The sequence below is a fragment of the Schaedlerella arabinosiphila genome (assembly GCF_003885045.1).
In the GTDB taxonomy this organism is placed as follows: Bacteria; Bacillota; Clostridia; order Lachnospirales; family Lachnospiraceae; genus Schaedlerella; species Schaedlerella arabinosiphila.
On sequence record NZ_RHJS01000002.1, the window covers coordinates 3,104,557 to 3,120,736 of the forward strand.

Sequence of the window (16,180 nt, forward strand, 5' to 3'; positions counted from 1 at the left end):
ATATAAAAATCAAGATGCGCAGCATCGGCAGAAGGACATGTTTTGGCTGCACAGGTCATTTATTTCCCAAACCCTGACAAAAGATGTCAGGATATGTGTGTTAGATTAAGACGGCAAGATACAGTCAGACACATTCGAAAGAAAGAGGGAAGAAACATGAATGAAATGAACCAGAAATTTTGTCAGTGCTGCGGGATGCCGATGGGAGAAACGGATGAACTGTACGGAACAAATGCCGACGGCAGCAAACATGCGGACTACTGCAGGTATTGTTTTGAAAACGGCAGTTTTACTTTCCATGGTACGATGGAAGAAATGATTGAGCTGTGCGTCCCGAATATGGCGGCTGCCGATCCCAATATGACCGAGGAAGATGCAAGAAAAAGCATGCTTGCCTGGTTTCCCACATTGAAACGCTGGAAAAAGTGACCGCTTATGGCTCTTCCATTTTAGGAAAAAAGGATTTATAATGTAGAAACGGCAAATGTATATTTGGCGGCGCCCTGTAATTTTTACTGAAAGAGGATTTTTAAAACATGCTGAAAATCATCATTTCCCCTGCGAAAAAAATGCGTATATTTGAGGATTACTCCTGCCGGCTTTCGGCCCCTGTTTTTCAGGAAAAGGCCGGGCAGCTCCATACCGCATTGCGGAACCTCTCTTTTGAGGAATTAAAAAAGCTCTGGAAATGCAGCGAAAAGCTGGCTGTCCAAAACTACGAGCGGCTTCATGCCTGGGTGCCGGGCAGACACCTGACCCCCGCGCTTCTGGCTTATGAGGGCATCCAGTATCAGTATATGGCGCCCCATATTTTTTCTGAATCCCAGTGGACATATGCTGAAGAACATCTGCGGATTCTGTCCGGTTTTTACGGGATTCTGCGGCCCACCGACGGGGTAATCCCCTACCGTCTGGAAATGCAGGCCAAACTAACCCCTGTGAGGGAAGCCCTCGGCTCTGTCAATTCCCTGTATGAATACTGGGGGGATTCCATTTACCGGCATCTGGCCGCCGAGACACCTGCAGATATAGATGCCCTGCAGAGCGCGGGCCCGGCCGCAAAGACGCCCGCAGACACGGATTCCCTGCTGAGCGCGGGCCCGGCCGCAAAGACGCCTGCAGATGCGGACGCCCTGCAGATTGTCAACCTGGCCTCCGACGAATACAGCAAGAGCGTCCTTCCTTTTATCGCGCCTTCCGTGACATGGGTTTCCTGCATTTTCGGAGAATTGGCGGACGGGCGGGTGAAGGTAAAGGGCACGCTTGCTAAGATGGCCCGTGGGGAGATGGTTCGCTGGATGGCGGAAAACCAGATCCAGGATGTGCGCGGGCTGCGGGATTTCCGGCAATTAAACTATCGGTTCCATGAGGAGCTCTCTTCAGATCGGGCGTATGTCTTTTTAAAAAGCCCGGAAGGAGGACACCGGGGAGTCTTCCGATAATTGAACCGCGGCGACGATCTGGTTCTGGAGGGACTCCACCTCTTCCACCCGGATTCGTCCGATCCGGTTCTGCACTTTTTGAAAATCTGTGTCCCCATAAATACCCTGCAGAAAATTCTGTACCGCCGGTGAGGCTCCCATGGATGCCTTAATCACAGCTTCCACCTCAAATTCATCCAGAATTTTCTTTAACCAGGCGGGGTCTGTGTTTATGATATCCTCAAAGTCCTGTACCTCGCTGTCTGAAATCCGCGGCTCCAGGATTTCGTTGATGGTCAGGCCGTATAACCGGGAAAGCTTCAGGAGCGTATCCAGATCCGGTATTGCCGCCCCTGTCTCCCATTTTGACACCGCCTGCCTGGATATGTGAATCGTCTGCGCCAGTTCCTCCTGGGTGAAGCCCTGCTCCCTGCGCAGCCGCTGCAGATATCGGGATATGAGATTTGTATTCATGGAAATATCGCCGTCCTTTCTTTTCTGTTTTCTGTAATTGATTCTATACCATGAAACTCTGCCGGAAAAGAACCTGACGGCTGCCAAAAAGCAACTCCCCACAGCTTGACAGCGTGGGGAACGTTTTTTATTTTGTCACCGTTACCGCGTATCCGGCCAGCATGTCTGTATACAGTTCCAGCTCCTGTTCCGGCACAGCCACCTGAATCCCGTTTCCGCCCGAAGCCCCGAAAACCTGTTCTCCGAATGTAAGTCCCATACAGTCCCGGATATCCAGCCTGTAGATCGAGGTTCCTTCAAACGCCCGGCCTGCGATCCTTGTGACACAAGGCGGCACTGCATAGACGTCCATCCATGCGGCGGGAAATGCAAGCAGCACCGTCCCCGTACTGTCGAACAGGACGCCGCAGCCGCCGGTGCATCCGGGATTTCCGGGTTCCACGTCGATCCATTCCAGGGAGACCAGGCCGGAAAGGGCGCCCTCTTCCACCACAGCGGCCCTGGCCGGAATATATAATTCCACGATACCCGCTCCGCTCCCGGAAAATGCACCGCTTCGAATCCCCGTGCATTCTGCCGGAAGGGTCAGGCATCCGTCGGCAATTTCCGCATATTCCGGCAGAAATCCGCAGAGCATCCCCATCTCATCCAGCAGGAAACAGGAAGGTGCGTCCTGATCCTGGTTCTCTCCCGCCCCGGTATCGGCCGCCGCGTCATCGTCCCCGGTGGACAGGGAGGAATCCTGATCCGGCTGGGAAGGGTCTTTGACCTCCTCATTGTCGGCAGGTATGTCCGGGACAATCGGCTTCTCGGAACTTCCAATGTCCGAAGGCATGTCCGGGGCGATCGGATCCACGGTATTTCCGGTATCCGAGGGTGTTTCCGGCACGATTGGCTCCACAGTATTTCCGGTATCGGAGGACGCTCCCGGCACCGTCGGTTTCACGCTGCTTTCGATATCAGAAGGCGTTTCCGGCACGATTGACTCCACAGTATTTCCGATATCCGAGGGTGTTTCCGGCACGATCGGTTCCACAGTATTTCCGGTATCCGAAGGCATTTCCGGTACCATCGGCTCCACAGTATTTCCGACATTCGGGAAGGACTCCGGCACCACCAGCTTCTCGACTGCTGCCCCTTCCCCCGACGATGCAGCCGGATTCATCTCCATTCCGGCATCGGCAGTATCCCCAGGCGCCGCCTGACGCAGCAGTTCATTTCCCTCCCCGGCTCCGGATATCCCCGGTTCTGTCTGACAGGCACTGCCTCCGGACATGCTGAAATCCGCCGTCCTGTCTCCCGGCATCCTGTCTGTTTGCTCCTGTACCGCTTCCCAGACAGTTCCTCCGTCCGATAGCTCCGGCAGTCTCAATGACGGTTCCGGTATGGCCTCAGACAAACGCAGATTGCCCTCACCCCTATCCTGCAAAGGCAGCATCTTCAAAACCAATGTCTCTGCATCTTTCAATATCTCATTTTGCCCCGACAGCCCTCCCCCTTTTATCTGATTCGCAAGATCACTGCTCTCCACTCTCGCGATCTCCTGCTCATCCCGAGCCATTCCTTCCGCCCCGGTTCCCCCCTGATTCAGGAGCAATACCATTCCCAGCAGCGCGCAGAAGCCTGCGGCCCGGTTCGTGTGTTCCCCAACTGCTTCGCCGTACCCGGCCTGTATCGTTTCTTCCATTTTTCGGTCACCTGTCCTTTCTGTCAAACATGAAGCCGCCACATATGTATCCCTGTGTTATGATTCACAGCCATATAAAAATCAACGGGCAAATTCGGCAAGCATAGCTTGTACGAAGCTGCTTGATGATTTTTATATGGCTGAAATCAGTCACTCCCCGCATATAAGCAAAACGTAAAAATGCGCTGCATCGGCAGACAGCCTTGCCGGCTGTTTTTGCGTATATAAGTGAACTGACTATGAACCATAACATCCTTATATTATACAGAATAAACAAAAATGCTGCAATTCTTGGCATCATTTTTTTACATAATTTCCATTGTCAGCAGTTACAGTTCACGGCCCAACCGGCCGCGAACTGTAACGCATCCAGCCCATTGAAAAGTCGCCTGACGACGAGGGGCTGGATGCACACAACCGCTATTTTACTGGCCGGATGCCTTGCAGCAGGGTGCAAGGCACCGTGAACAGTAACTGTCAGCATACCAATCATCCGCTGCCGCCCAGATAAACAGTAAATGACATTGCATGTGAACAGCAACAATAACCAACTTTTTCAATATTTTTCCGTACATTATAACCATTCATTTCCACTGCCATTCCTGTTATACTATGTTTGCAAAATACAAAAGTATCAGCACCGCGGCCATAATGGGGTGCCCTTGGGTATACCTTGTGAAACGGCCGCATGGCCATAATGGGATGCCCTTGGGTATACCTTGTGAAACGGCCGCATGGCCATAATGGGATGCCCTTGGGTATACTTTGTGATTAGGAGGTCAATTATGTCGATTATTTTTAACGAACAGGCAAAAACCTTTACTCTGCAGACAGCGCACACATCTTACCAGATGAAAATCGGAAATCTGGACTATCTGCTGCATCTATACTACGGGCCGTCTATCTGCGACGCGGACTTGAACTACCAGATCATGCAGTATGACCGGGGATTTTCCGGGAACCCTTATGAATCGAGGGATGCCAGGACATTTTCCCTGGACGCACAGCCGCAGGAATTCAGTACCCAGCAGCAGGGCGACTTCCGCACCACAAGCATCGAAGTCGTCAATGCGGACGGCAGCTATTCCTTCAATGGAAAAGTCTCGCGCTTCACGATCCGGGAGGGAAAATACCAGCTCGATACCCTGCCCTGTACCTTTGCAAAAGAGGACGAACGGGCGGATACGCTGGAAATCGTACTGACGGATCAGATCAGCAGCGTGGAAGTCATTTTATTATACAGTGTATTTGAAAAAGCCGATATGATCACCCGTGCCGTAAAGGTCGTCAACAAGGGAACGGCTTCGATCCAGTTAAAAAAGATCATGTCGGTCTGCCTGGATTTTCTGAACGGGCTGGATATGGATCTGGTCAGCCTGCCGGGCAGGTACGGCCAGGAACGGCAGGTGGAACGTCAGAAAATGACCCACCACATCCACACCATCGGAAGTGTGCGCGGCTCATCCAGCCACCAGCAGAACCCCTTTGTGGTTCTCTGCGGCAGGGAAGCCACCGAGGACTATGGGAAATGCTATGGCTTCTCGCTGGTCTACAGCGGCAATTTTCTCGCAGAAGCCGAACTGGATCAGTATGACCAGCTCCGCCTGGTTATGGGGATCAACCCCAAGCAGTTTGTGTACGAGATCAAACCCGGAGAACAGTTTGAAGGCCCGGAGGTGGTCATGGCGTTCACCGAACACGGTTTCACCGGACTGACCCATCTGTACCATGATTTTTACCGCACCAACCTTTGCAGGAGCAAGTTTGTTTCCGAAGTGCAGCGGCCCGTTTTGATCAATAGCTGGGAAGCCGCGTTCATGGATTTTGACGATGTAAAGCTTGTGGAAATTGCCAAGGCCGCGAAAAACATGGGCGTCGATATGCTGGTCATGGACGACGGCTGGTTTGGAAAACGGGACGATGACAACAGCGGCCTGGGCGACTGGGTGGTCAATGAAGAAAAGATCAAGGGCGGACTGCACAAGCTGGTGGAGCAGATCAACAACCTGGGAATGAAGTTCGGCATCTGGTTCGAACCGGAAATGGTTTCCGAGGACAGCGACCTGTACCGCGCCCACCCCGAATGGGCCATGCAGATTCCTGGCCGCCACGCGGTCCGCAGCCGAAACCAGATGGCGCTGGATATGAGCCGCAAAGAGGTGCAGGATTACCTCATCCAAAGCGTCAATGCGATCCTGGACGATGCAAATATCTACTATGTAAAATGGGACATCAACCGCTCCCTTGCCGATATCTGGTCCAATGTGCTTTCCGCTGACAAGCAGGGAGAAGTGTACCACCGCTATATCCTGGGCCTGTACCGGGTGATGAATGAGATCATCCTGACCCACCCGGATATCCTCTTTGAGGGCTGCAGCGGCGGCGGCGGACGGTATGATCCCGGTATGCTGCACTACTATCCCCAGTACTGGGTCAGCGACAACAACAATCCCATTGACCGTTTGAAGCTCCACTACGGAACCTCTTTCGTGTATCCCATCTCCACCATGGGAGCGCACATCTCCGACAGCGGCCGGTTTGTTCCGCTCCGGACAAAAGCCGTGGTGGCCATGTGCGGAACCTTCGGGTATGAGCTGGACGCGTCAAAGCTGTCCGAAGAGGAGCAGGAAATCTGCCGGGAACAGAGCGATCTCTTCCGGAAATATTATCCCATCATCTTCGGCGGGGATTATTACCGGCTGAGCAATCCTTTTGAAGTGGGAAATATGACGGCATGGCAGCATGTGACGAAGGATAAAGCAGAATCGCTGCTGAGCGTGGTGGTGACAAACCTGACCTGCAACGGGCCCCAGGAATATGTGAAGGCCAAAGGGCTGATCCCGGATGCCATGTATCGGATCAACAACGGGGAGCAGGTGCTTTCCGGCGCGGCGCTGATGTACGCCGGCCTTCCCATTGACAGAGAAGTACCGGAATACAGTTCCTTCCAGTTCTATCTGAAACAAATCTAACTGCATCGAAGAGGAGCTGTTGTACAAGGATCAAAAATCCTGGATACAACAGCTCCCTTTTTTGATTTTCATTTTCTGCTGTGCTGCTTCTAACGCTTTACTGCATGAACTCTTTTCGCAAAAATTCTTTGATAAATGGCGTACTCTCTTCGGTCACAGCCGGCATAAACGCCATGTACCTGCATTTTTGATAGCGCGTATTATCCATGAAAAAGTCATATCCCATCGCGCATTTCGGATTACAGTCATCGGGATTTATAAGGCGTTTGCAGACAGAGGACTTTATAATCTCTTTTTTCATCTTTGCCGGAAGTGTATCCAAAAATTCCATATATTCTGGAAGCCGCTGGGGATAAATCCTCAATTTGATCCCTGTTTTTCTGCAAACAAAGGTTGCCAATGTTTTTTTGCTCTCTTCCAAAAGATAGGAGACGGTAAATCCGCTTTTCGACGTTTTGATTTCACGCCTGCAGCGGCTGTCCATAAGAAAATCGTTGATTTCTTCAACCTGTCTCCTGCTTGGGCCTGTAATTTCTAAAAATTCACTATAATTTTTATCTGTCATGTTTTTCCTTCATTTTTTGATCGGCAGCCAGACTTCATACTGCATATTGCTGGGATCAGGATTTAGATAAACTTCTATATCTGGACCATTGGCAAATTCATAGCCGGACGTCGGGAGCCATTCTGTTACAACGCGCTGTTCTAATTCCTGAATGGATATGCCCGTCCCGGTTCCACTGAAAATTGCCCATGTACAGGCAGGGACAACATATTCCTCTAAAGAGCTGTCTATTTCAGAGGAAGAAGATACGGCGATGAAATATTTCCATTCTTCTTGATCGTTGCAGGCGCTGACGCCTAAAACGCCCATAGGCTGACCGTTCATAAGCGGTGTGATTTTTTCAAGCGTGCCGTCCATCGCTGCCTTCTGCCACATCTGCGGTACAGCCCTGAAATTGTGTTCCATTTCCTGATCCAGCGGCCAGGATACGCCGACAATACGGAATGCTGCTTTTTCCTCAATCCGGTAGTTCATTTCTTCTGCTCCTTTTACGGTTATTTTGAAACTGATCGGAGGATAAGACTTTACAGGCGTTCCCTCTTTTCTGGCTGCTGACGGCGCTGTGCCGTGCACGCTTTGAAACGCCCTGTTAAATGCGGTCGGAGAAGAATATCCATATTTCATACCAATATCAATGATTTTTTCTTCACCGCTCTGCAGGTCAAGGGCTGCTAAAGACATCCGCCTGCGTCGGATATACTCCGAGAGAGGAACGCCTGCCATATATGCAAACATTCTTTGAAAATGATATGTAGAGCAGCAGGCTATGCGCGCAAGCTCATCATAACGTATTTCTTCTGTGAGATGTTCCTCAATATAAGAGAGTGTTTTATTCAGCCGTTCTATCCATTCCATGTTCCTGCTCCTTTTCATCAGTCAATTCCATAATACTTCTATATTGTTTCGAATACCTCTCTTTTTATGCACAAAAAAGAGAGGCGGCGAAGCTTTATCGTTCCTTTTTGGGGCCTGGCCGCTTCCATTGCGCGCCATTTTTTATTTCCCAAAAACACAAACCGGCTGTTTTAGTGCACACCTGAATCTGTGCGCACTAAAACAGCCTGCTTTTTCAAAGCCCGTTTGCTTCCAGATTCTTCTTATAAGAATCCAGTTCCGTATAGATCGCCTCTTTTAGAGGATTCCGTTTTGTCCGCCGTATGGTCCGCACCTCGAAAACCAGCACGCCCACGTTGAACAGCAGCGCCGCTATGCTCAGCAGAAGCTTGGGCAAATCGGACTGGGTGGATGTGATGGCAAAATATTCTTCCGCCGCGGAATAATCCACCGTCAGGGAGAACATGGCCCACAATGCCAGTGTCTGCGCCCTGTGCTGCAGCCAGGCTCCCCGCCGGATAAAGAACTCCGCCGCTGTGCAGGATACCAGAAGCAAAAATCCTGCATAGAAGGAGCGGTTGGAAATGCAGTTGTAGCAGTAGGACAGATTCCACAGGTCATAGGCAATGATCCAGAACCAAAGCTGGTCCGCCCACACCATATCCTGGGATTTTGTCTTTCCAATCTGAATGCCCAGCCACCCTGTGATGGTGATGATATTGAGGATGCCCGCTACGGCGTTGATCACATTCCAGGGGCCGCCGATCATCTGCAGTCCGGCCTCCATCTGCCCGGTCTTGGGCAGGCATTCCAGATCCGCGTACACCGCCTCCAGGATATTCACTGCCAGGATCAGGGCCGGATATGTGAGCATAAATTTGTTTTTCTGAAGCTTTGGAATATAGCGCAGCAGCATGAATCCGATCACGCCTGCCAGCGCGGAGTACGTTTTCACCCATGCAAACCAGGTGCCGCCCACATTTCCTCCTGCGGTCTTCGGCCAGATGAAAAAGGTAGCTGCAATTGGGAGGATGACATACATCCCGATCCCGGCCCATTTGAAGCGGCGGGTGATCTCATTGAGTCCCACCAGGGCGACCGTAAGCCCCGCAAATACCAACACGCTTGTAACTGTATAGCCTGTAAAAAATAACATCAAAAACCCCCCTTTATTGTCCGAACTGTACGCCTTTTCAGAACCGCAGCTCCAGGTCGCTGATGGGATACGCCTTGCAGGAATGGATGTAGCCGAACAGCTCATCCGCGTACCGCAGCAGCGCGCCCTGGGCGGTAAATACCTTTCCGGACACGAGCTGCACCCGGCACAGGCTGCATTCGCCGGAACGGCAGCATACGTTGACCCGAAGTCCACCCCGCTCCAGGGCGGTGAGCACGCTTTCCCCGCTCTTCGCTTCTATGGTTTTCTCTCCCACTTTGATCTGGAAGCGTTCCTCTCCTGTCATGCCCTCCGGCCAGCCCGGTTCGTTCCAGATGTCCCGCCTTGTTCCGAATACCTCCCTGCGCACCGCGCGGCCGGGAATCTGAAGCTCTTCCAGCGCCTGGCGGCAGAAGTCCATCATCACTGCCGGGCCGCACATATAATACGTGCAGTCCATCAGATCCGGCACATGGGCCCGAATCCGCCCCGCGTCGATGAATCCATGCTCCATCCCTTCCTTTTCCTCATCCGAGAGAACCAGCGTATAGTGGAAATTGGGATGCTTTTCGGCAAATGCGGACAGTTCCCGGTGGTACATGGCCAGCTCTTCCGTGCGGCTTCCATACAGCAGGGTGATGTCCCGGTCTTCCCCGCTCTCCAGGGCGGTTCTGATCATACTGACAAACGGCGTGATGCCGCTGCCGCCCCCCAAAAATACGGACTTTTTGGAATGAAAGACGGGCTGGTAGCGGAATACCCCTGCAGGCCCGTTGGCTTCCAAATGGTCTCCGGGTTTCAGGTGCTCCAGCAGATGGCCGGAAACGAAGCCCTGTTCCACCGCTGCCACGGTAATTTCATAGTAGGCCCGCTGTTTTGCCGAGGAGGACAGGCTGTAGGGCCTGGAAGTCCGCACCCCGTCAATGTCGCAGAACACATTGATATACTGGCCTGCCTCAAAGGGCGGCAGATATCCGTCCCCGGATACCAGACGAATCCGTTTCGCAATGGGGCTCACCGGTTCGATCTCGCTGACTGTCAGATGCAGAACAGGCGGATGGTACTGAGCGACCTTCCGGCGCACCGCTCCCCGCTCCAGGGAAATGTCCTTCCCCGTTTTTTTCGCGTTCTCCAGCTCTTTTAAGGTCTCCGGGCCATTTTGCATGGTGCTGATGATCATATCTTTGATTGGTTTTCCGCTCATGTTATCTGCCCTCCTTTAAAATAGACTGCGCGATCTTGTCCCCGTAGGCATAATTGGGGCCGAAGCCGCATGTATTGACCCAGCCGCCCGCAAAGGTCAGGCCGGGGATAAATTCATCCTGGGGGAAGAAGAATACGCTGGACTTTAAGTCCTGTTCATATCCGTAAATGGCTCCTCCCGGATGTCCCAGATACCGCATGTGGGTCAGAGGCGTGGCTACCTCCATCTCCTCAATGTGTCCCCGAAGCCCCGGGAAACGGGTTTCCAGGCGCCGCACAATCTCATCGGCTGCCGCGTATTTCGTCCGGTGGTATTCCTCGGGAGACAGCTTTTCCCAGGCTTCGCCGTATTTCAGCGTGCCCGCGGTGATGATCGACGTCCCCGGCGGCGACACGCAGGGATCGTCGATGGTATAGCAGGTAGCCACGATGGGGTCGGTCTTTGTATCGGTAAAATAGGCGTTTTTAAAGTCCTTGTTGGCATCCAGGCTGTCGTAGATCAGGTTGAAGGAATCGGTAAACCCGATCTCCTCCGGCGGGCAGTCCAGCCCGATAAAGCAGGTCAGGGCGGAGATCCCTGTGGTATAGCTTTTGAAATACTGCCGGCAGGCATCCGGCACCTCCTCATCCTTTAACAGCCCCGCATAGGTCACGGTGGGCGATACATTGGAAATGATCTTATGTGCGTAATGGCGGCCGCCGTTTTCGTCCTCCACACCTACGGCACGCCCGTTTTTCAACAGAATCCGTTTTACGCCGCAGTTCACGAATACGCTGCCCCCGTGCCGCCGGATGGTTTCCATCAGCCCCTGGCTCATAACCTGGCTTCCGCCCCGTACATAATAGGGCTTGTCCACCGTGTACAGGTACATGCACCTGGCCAGGATCGAGAAGGGGAACCGCTCCGGGGGCATCCCCATAAAGCACCAGTAGGCAGACAGGCAAAGCTGCAGCTCCCTGCTTCTGAAAAATTCATCCAGTACGTCCTGGGTGCTCCTGACGCCGTACTTTGCCAGCACCTTGTAGATCTTCGGAAATCCGGTCTTGGTGATAAACTTCTTCAATTCCGAAGGGTTGGCCGGGCTTGCGGCGCTTTTTGCGAGGAAATCCGCGATCTCCTCATTGAACTTCCAGACCATATGGAAATAACGCCGGATGGCATCCGTTTCCTCCGGAAATTCCCTGCACAGCAGATGGCAGGCTTTCTTCTTGTCCGCCGGAAGCGCCACTCCCCTTCCGCCGGGCAGGTTGATCTTGTACAGGGTATCGATGGGAATCCATTCGATGGCGTCCTCAATCCCCCATTTGCGGAACAGTTCCCTGGTCGGGCCAGGCTTGTCCTTCGTATTCATCCCATTGAGCTGGTGGAGCGCCACTTCAAATTCGAACCGCCCCCTTCGGAAGGAAGTGCCGCAGCCGCCGGGAATATTGTGCTTCTCAAATACCGCCGCTTTTTTGTGATTCACCGCCAGGGTAGCCGCGCTGGCGAGCCCCCCATTCCCCGCGCCGATCACGATCACATCATAATTGTCCATATTGTTTTCCTCCTTGAATTTGTAACCACCTGCAACACAGGTGATTACCTGCTCGAGCGCCATCGCGTAAGCGATTTTCATGCGCTCGATTCCTTATTTCCTTAGATGAACCCGAAATAAATTCCCACCGGAACCGCGATCAGGATCAGGTTGACGATCATCAGTACGAGCTGCACCGGCCTGGATTTTACTTTGTCAATAAAGGCCGCCAGCTTTTTGTTCTCCAATTGCTTTTCAATATTGTCCTTGCAGTAGATCTGGAACACGCCGCCGCAGGTCAGGCTGTTGGCACGGAATACCAGCCAGTAGCCGGGATTCATCGTCAGCAGGATGCTGAGGATCGGGGACGAGAGGATGCCGATGTGCAGATATCCGATGGAAGGGCTGAACTCCCCGATCACGAAGAGCCAGTTCCAGATGGTATAGGCAACCAGCCAGCAGATCGTCCCGATGACCACCACCTGATCCGATACGAACAGCGCTTCCGTCCGGGGGCCTGCGTTGGCCGTGTAGATCCCGGTGAAGGGACCTGCGATCCCGGGGAACCATTTTCCGGCAAGGGTCAGCACGGAAAGGCTCAGCGCCAGACCGGTGACAAAATTATAGGGCTGGTGGTTCTTCAGCAGGTCTGTCATCGTGGCTTCCATACAGTTGATCACCAGGAATACCAGCACAATCTTGACAAACAGCTCCCCGCTCATAAACCCGAAGATCGGGAGCAGGATCAGCGCCCGCATCAGCACCAGCGTGGACAGTTTCAGCTTTTCAAACATGACCATCTTTAATTTTAAAAGCACCAGCACCGGCAGCAGTACGTTGACGACCACATTGACCCAGAGCGGGAAATAGGACGCCAGCATGGACACGGCACAGATCAGGGCCGTCCAGATCAGGAAGGTCGGAAGCTGCCCGATCCTGTCAAAAAAGCTCCAGAATGCATTTCTCTTCGTGTTACTCATAATCACCCCATCCTTTCATTCTCATATGTTTGGTCTGACCACACTTCTTTTGTTTACTATAACATCTAAACCTCAAAATAGCAACCTATATATTATATATTTGCACATATTTTTTGTTTTATATATAGTTCTTTTGTTGAAAATACACAAAAACCGTGTTAAAATATTTATACATGGTCTGACCAAAGGAGGAATATCTATGCCGTTTCAAAAAATTGTAATGCCGACAATGAAAGAATTGTTTGTGCGCCAGATGGAAAACATGATCCTCTCCGGCGAACTCTCCGCCGGGGAGCAGCTTCCCAATGAACGGGATCTGGCCGCCCAGATGAATATCAGCAGGACAGTGGTAAATTCGGGGATTCAGGAGCTTGCGAAGAATGGATTTGTATGCATCGTTCCGAGAAAGGGAACCTTTGTCAATGATTTTCTGCGGCAGGGGAACCTGGGTACCCTGACCTCGATCTTCCACCACAGCGGCAGGCAGTTTGACCTGTCCATGCTGACCGCGTTGATGGAATACCGCTCCATCAATGAGCAAAAATGCGCCCGGCTGGCGGCGGAACGCCATACGGCGGAGGACTTGAAGCATATGTTTGAGCTGCTGGAGCAGTTGGAAACCTGCTGCGACCCGGAGGAATGCGCGGAAGTCAGCACCCGGTTCCACCGCGCCATTTTCATCGCTACCCAGAACCTGATCTACCCCCTGATGTACAATTCTTTTCAGGAAATGAGCCTGGCTGTGACGCGCATCCTGTTCCGCCACATCCCCCTCTCCCATGTCTGCTCTGCCATGCGCGCTGTTGCGGAAGCCATCGCAGAACGGGACGCAGACCGGGCAGAAGCGCTTATGTCGGAGCATACGGTGCGGTGCAGCCAGATCCTGCTGGAGCAGTATCCTTTCGGGTCCGCCGGGACGGAAGCAGGCGGGCAGGCAGAGACATAAAAAGAACCAGGCTCCATTTTTCATGTCCTGGTTCTCACAAAATGCCCGAGTGTGCTGACAATATCCTGGTTTTCACCGAATCACTGCCCTTCATGGTGGTGTGTATGAGGGCGATTCGGATCGTGGTTATGGTGCTGTCCCACTGGGCAGGCTTCACCGTTGTTTTCCTGTGCGCCGGTGTTCTCCTCCGACTGGAGGTTTCTATATTCGGCAGTCTGCCCCTCGTAGTCCCGGATCAGGTCCTGTATCTCGCACATGCATAGTCCGCTGACCTCTTCCAGGGTGATGGAGGGATCTAATTTCTGGAGTGCAAGAAACGCCTTATATTTCCCCAGCGAAACTCCTGCCTGGTTGGCCGCCTGTCTGTCTGACGCGGTTCCGCCGTGGCCGCTTACATTGCTGCAGTGCTGTCCCGCGCATTCGACGGCCCGGCCTTGTATCCGGATGCTTCGGTCCTCGTCTTCCGCAGCCACCGATATGCTGACAGCGGCATTGTCCGCCAGATACACGGACATCTCGCTGCTGGTGAGCAGTTCGGTGATGGCGTCATCATATTTTCTGTGCTTTAAGTGCAGATCCGCCGCCACATTTTCTGCTTCTTCATTATAACAGATGACAGAAACCACTCTGTCCAGGCTGTTTACCTCCCATTCCATCGACGGATTGACGTCAATGCTGATGGCCGCGACGGGAGTCATGTATACGTGGTACCCTGCGCCTCCCAGCAATACAAACAGAAGGCACGCGGCGGCGGCCGCATAGCGGGCAACCCCGGACTGACAGCGCTTCGGTGTCTGGAACAGGTATGATTTTGTCTTATCCTTCAGATCCTGACCTGCACTTACACAGTCAAATGCTTCATAGATCCGGTTACTCAAATTCCTCACCTCCAAGCCGCTCCTTTAACATCGTCTTGGCACGGGCAAGAAGCGTATACACCGTGTTGACATTTTTTTCAAGAAGTTTGCTGATCTCTACCGCCGAGTACTGTTCGTAAAAATAGAGGTAGACGACTGTCTTGTATTTGACCGGAAGGGAAAGAACCGCCTCCAGCACATCGCTGTGATCCTCCGGCACATCTGCAGTGAGCTCTTCGATCTCATCAAGTGGAACCGTACGGCTCCTGAAAAAGCTCTTCATGAAGTCTTTGCAGGCATTGAGCGTCACACGGATCAGCCACGCTTTTTCATGCTCCTCATTTTCAAACGCGCCCGAATAAAGGACATACTTCAGAAATACTGTCTGAAATATGTCCTCCGTGTCAGAATCGCTTTTCAAATGCAGCATGCAGATTCTTCGGACCGTATCTGCATACAGTTCGATCGCTCTCGCAGCCTCCTGTTCGCTTCGCATAGTAACTCCCTTATCCTGCAGGCAGCAATAGAACGCACTTTGGATTTACGGTGATGTACAGCTCCATACTGCAGTTCACACCCTGTCAGGGCGTGAACTGTGACAGCTTAATAGCATCCGCGCCCATGATGTCCGCCGCCGTGGCCGTAATTATGGCATCCTCCGCCATAGCCGCCGCCCTGGTAGCCGTATCCGCCTGAATAGTCGTAATTTGTTCCTGTAGTATTTGTATACGTATTGTTGACATAGCAATAGCTGTTCGGGCAGTCCGAATAACCGCACATATTGTCATAGCAGATAGGATGTCCGTTGGGACAAACCGGCTGATATACAGGCTGGGTATCCACCACCGGCTCTACATAAGTATTGGCTGTCTGCACAACGTTCTGAGCTGCCGCTGCTGCCGCAGCCTCTGCCTGCCTCTGGGCTTCCGCCGCCGCTGCCGCGGCTGCTTCTTCCTCGGCCTTCTTCTGGGCTGCTGCCGCTTCTTCTTCCGCTTTCTTCTTAGCGGCTTCCTCTTCGGCCTTCTTCTGAGCGGCTTCCTCTTCGGCTTTCTTCTCTGCCGCTTCCGCCGCTGCCTTCTCCTCTGCCTCAGCCTTCCTCTGCAGGGATGCAAGTTCGGCCTTTAACTCGGCTGCTTCCTTCTCCGCTTTTGCCTTTGCCACAGCTTCCGCCTCAGCCTCTTTTGCCGCAGTCTGCGCCTCGCCTGCAGCGGATGCATATACCGTCACGCCGCCGATCACAAGGGCAGCCGCTAAGAGAAAGGAAACAATTGACTTTTTCATTTTCACATACCTCCATTACTTTTCAAAATAGGAACCCCTTTGTAAGTAATACGAATGAGATGGGAGAATCCTTTCATAATTAAAAAAGAATTATTTGAAATTTATTAGTATATAGAAATATCGGCTTAAAAAGGGATTTCTTAAGTGGGCAGTCGGGCCGGGAGAGGACGTAAAATACAATTTATTTTGCTGAAAATAATCCTTTCATTATTTTAGATAGGCATATTTACTTTCTCTGCCCTGTCTGTTATACTTGTCATGTGAAAACCTATCGGACGCCATTCCGGCTG

At 52.3% G+C, this 16,180-nt stretch carries 15 protein-coding genes; 4 read left to right on the plus strand and 11 right to left on the minus strand.

The genetic code is table 11. The annotated features are described in order from the left end of the window. Positions 1–165: 165 nt before the first annotated feature. Both EBB54_RS14995 and EBB54_RS15000 read left to right on the plus strand, forming a co-directional pair. Entirely contained in the window at positions 166–429 is a 264-nt protein-coding gene (locus tag EBB54_RS14995) for a zinc ribbon domain-containing protein (RefSeq protein ID WP_162307241.1), read from the plus strand. Positions 430–536: 107 nt separating this feature from the next. Further along, positions 537–1,442 carry a YaaA family protein gene (locus tag EBB54_RS15000; RefSeq protein WP_125128019.1) on the plus strand — a complete coding sequence of 302 codons (906 nt, stop codon included), beginning with the start codon at positions 537–539 and terminating at the stop codon, positions 1,440–1,442. Here EBB54_RS15000 and EBB54_RS15005 read toward each other — a convergent pair. Then, positions 1,401–1,895, minus strand: a complete 495-nt coding sequence (locus EBB54_RS15005; protein ID WP_125128020.1) for a helix-turn-helix domain-containing protein — start codon at positions 1,893–1,895, stop codon at positions 1,401–1,403. The two genes, EBB54_RS15000 and EBB54_RS15005, sit on opposite strands and share 42 nt — an antisense overlap. Before the next feature lie 127 nt (positions 1,896–2,022). Next, positions 2,023–3,582 carry a hypothetical protein gene (locus tag EBB54_RS15010; RefSeq protein ID WP_125128021.1) on the minus strand — a complete coding sequence of 520 codons (1,560 nt, stop codon included), beginning with the start codon at positions 3,580–3,582 and terminating at the stop codon, positions 2,023–2,025. 785 nt (positions 3,583–4,367) lie between these two features. Between EBB54_RS15010 and EBB54_RS15015 the strand changes: the two genes are divergently transcribed. Beyond that, positions 4,368–6,554 (plus strand): alpha-galactosidase, encoded by a 2,187-nt coding sequence (locus EBB54_RS15015; protein ID WP_125128022.1) that lies wholly within the window; start codon positions 4,368–4,370, stop codon positions 6,552–6,554. A 97-nt stretch (positions 6,555–6,651) separates the two neighbouring features. Here EBB54_RS15015 and EBB54_RS15020 read toward each other — a convergent pair whose 3' ends face one another. The 6 genes from EBB54_RS15020 to EBB54_RS15045 form a co-directional block, all read right to left on the minus strand. Next, on the minus strand, positions 6,652–7,119 hold the full coding sequence (locus tag EBB54_RS15020) for a hypothetical protein (protein WP_125128023.1): 468 nt from the start codon (positions 7,117–7,119) through the stop codon (positions 6,652–6,654). Positions 7,120–7,128: 9 nt separating this feature from the next. Then, positions 7,129–7,974 carry an AraC family transcriptional regulator gene (locus EBB54_RS15025; RefSeq protein WP_125128024.1) on the minus strand — a complete coding sequence of 282 codons (846 nt, stop codon included), beginning with the start codon at positions 7,972–7,974 and terminating at the stop codon, positions 7,129–7,131. A gap of 214 nt (positions 7,975–8,188) precedes the next feature. Further along, complete coding sequence (locus tag EBB54_RS15030; protein ID WP_125128025.1) at positions 8,189–9,109, minus strand: DUF5692 family protein; 921 nt, start codon at positions 9,107–9,109, stop codon at positions 8,189–8,191. 37 nt (positions 9,110–9,146) lie between these two features. Further along, positions 9,147–10,313, minus strand: a complete 1,167-nt coding sequence (locus tag EBB54_RS15035; protein WP_125128026.1) for an iron-sulfur cluster-binding domain-containing protein — start codon at positions 10,311–10,313, stop codon at positions 9,147–9,149. A gap of 1 nt (position 10,314) precedes the next feature. Continuing rightward, complete coding sequence (locus EBB54_RS15040; protein WP_125128027.1) at positions 10,315–11,847, minus strand: phytoene desaturase family protein; 1,533 nt, start codon at positions 11,845–11,847, stop codon at positions 10,315–10,317. Positions 11,848–11,948: 101 nt separating this feature from the next. Then, on the minus strand, positions 11,949–12,806 hold the full coding sequence (locus tag EBB54_RS15045) for a hypothetical protein (RefSeq protein ID WP_125128028.1): 858 nt from the start codon (positions 12,804–12,806) through the stop codon (positions 11,949–11,951). Between the two features lie 199 nt (positions 12,807–13,005). Between EBB54_RS15045 and EBB54_RS15050 the strand changes: the two genes are divergently transcribed. Next, the gene (locus tag EBB54_RS15050; protein WP_125128029.1) at positions 13,006–13,752 is read left to right on the plus strand and encodes a FadR/GntR family transcriptional regulator; all 747 of its coding nucleotides are present in this window, start codon (positions 13,006–13,008) and stop codon (positions 13,750–13,752) included. Positions 13,753–13,832: 80 nt separating this feature from the next. Here EBB54_RS15050 and EBB54_RS15055 read toward each other — a convergent pair whose 3' ends face one another. The 3 genes from EBB54_RS15055 to EBB54_RS15065 form a co-directional block, all read right to left on the minus strand. Continuing rightward, positions 13,833–14,639: an anti-sigma-I factor RsgI family protein gene (locus EBB54_RS15055; RefSeq protein WP_125128030.1), complete on the minus strand. Its 807-nt coding sequence runs from the start codon at positions 14,637–14,639 to the stop codon at positions 13,833–13,835. Next, on the minus strand, positions 14,623–15,105 hold the full coding sequence (locus EBB54_RS15060; protein WP_004072674.1) for an RNA polymerase sigma factor: 483 nt from the start codon (positions 15,103–15,105) through the stop codon (positions 14,623–14,625). Before EBB54_RS15060 ends, EBB54_RS15055 begins: the two co-directional genes overlap by 17 nt. Before the next feature lie 107 nt (positions 15,106–15,212). Next, on the minus strand, positions 15,213–15,890 hold the full coding sequence (locus EBB54_RS15065; RefSeq protein ID WP_125128031.1) for a hypothetical protein: 678 nt from the start codon (positions 15,888–15,890) through the stop codon (positions 15,213–15,215). Positions 15,891–16,180: the final 290 nt, after the last annotated feature.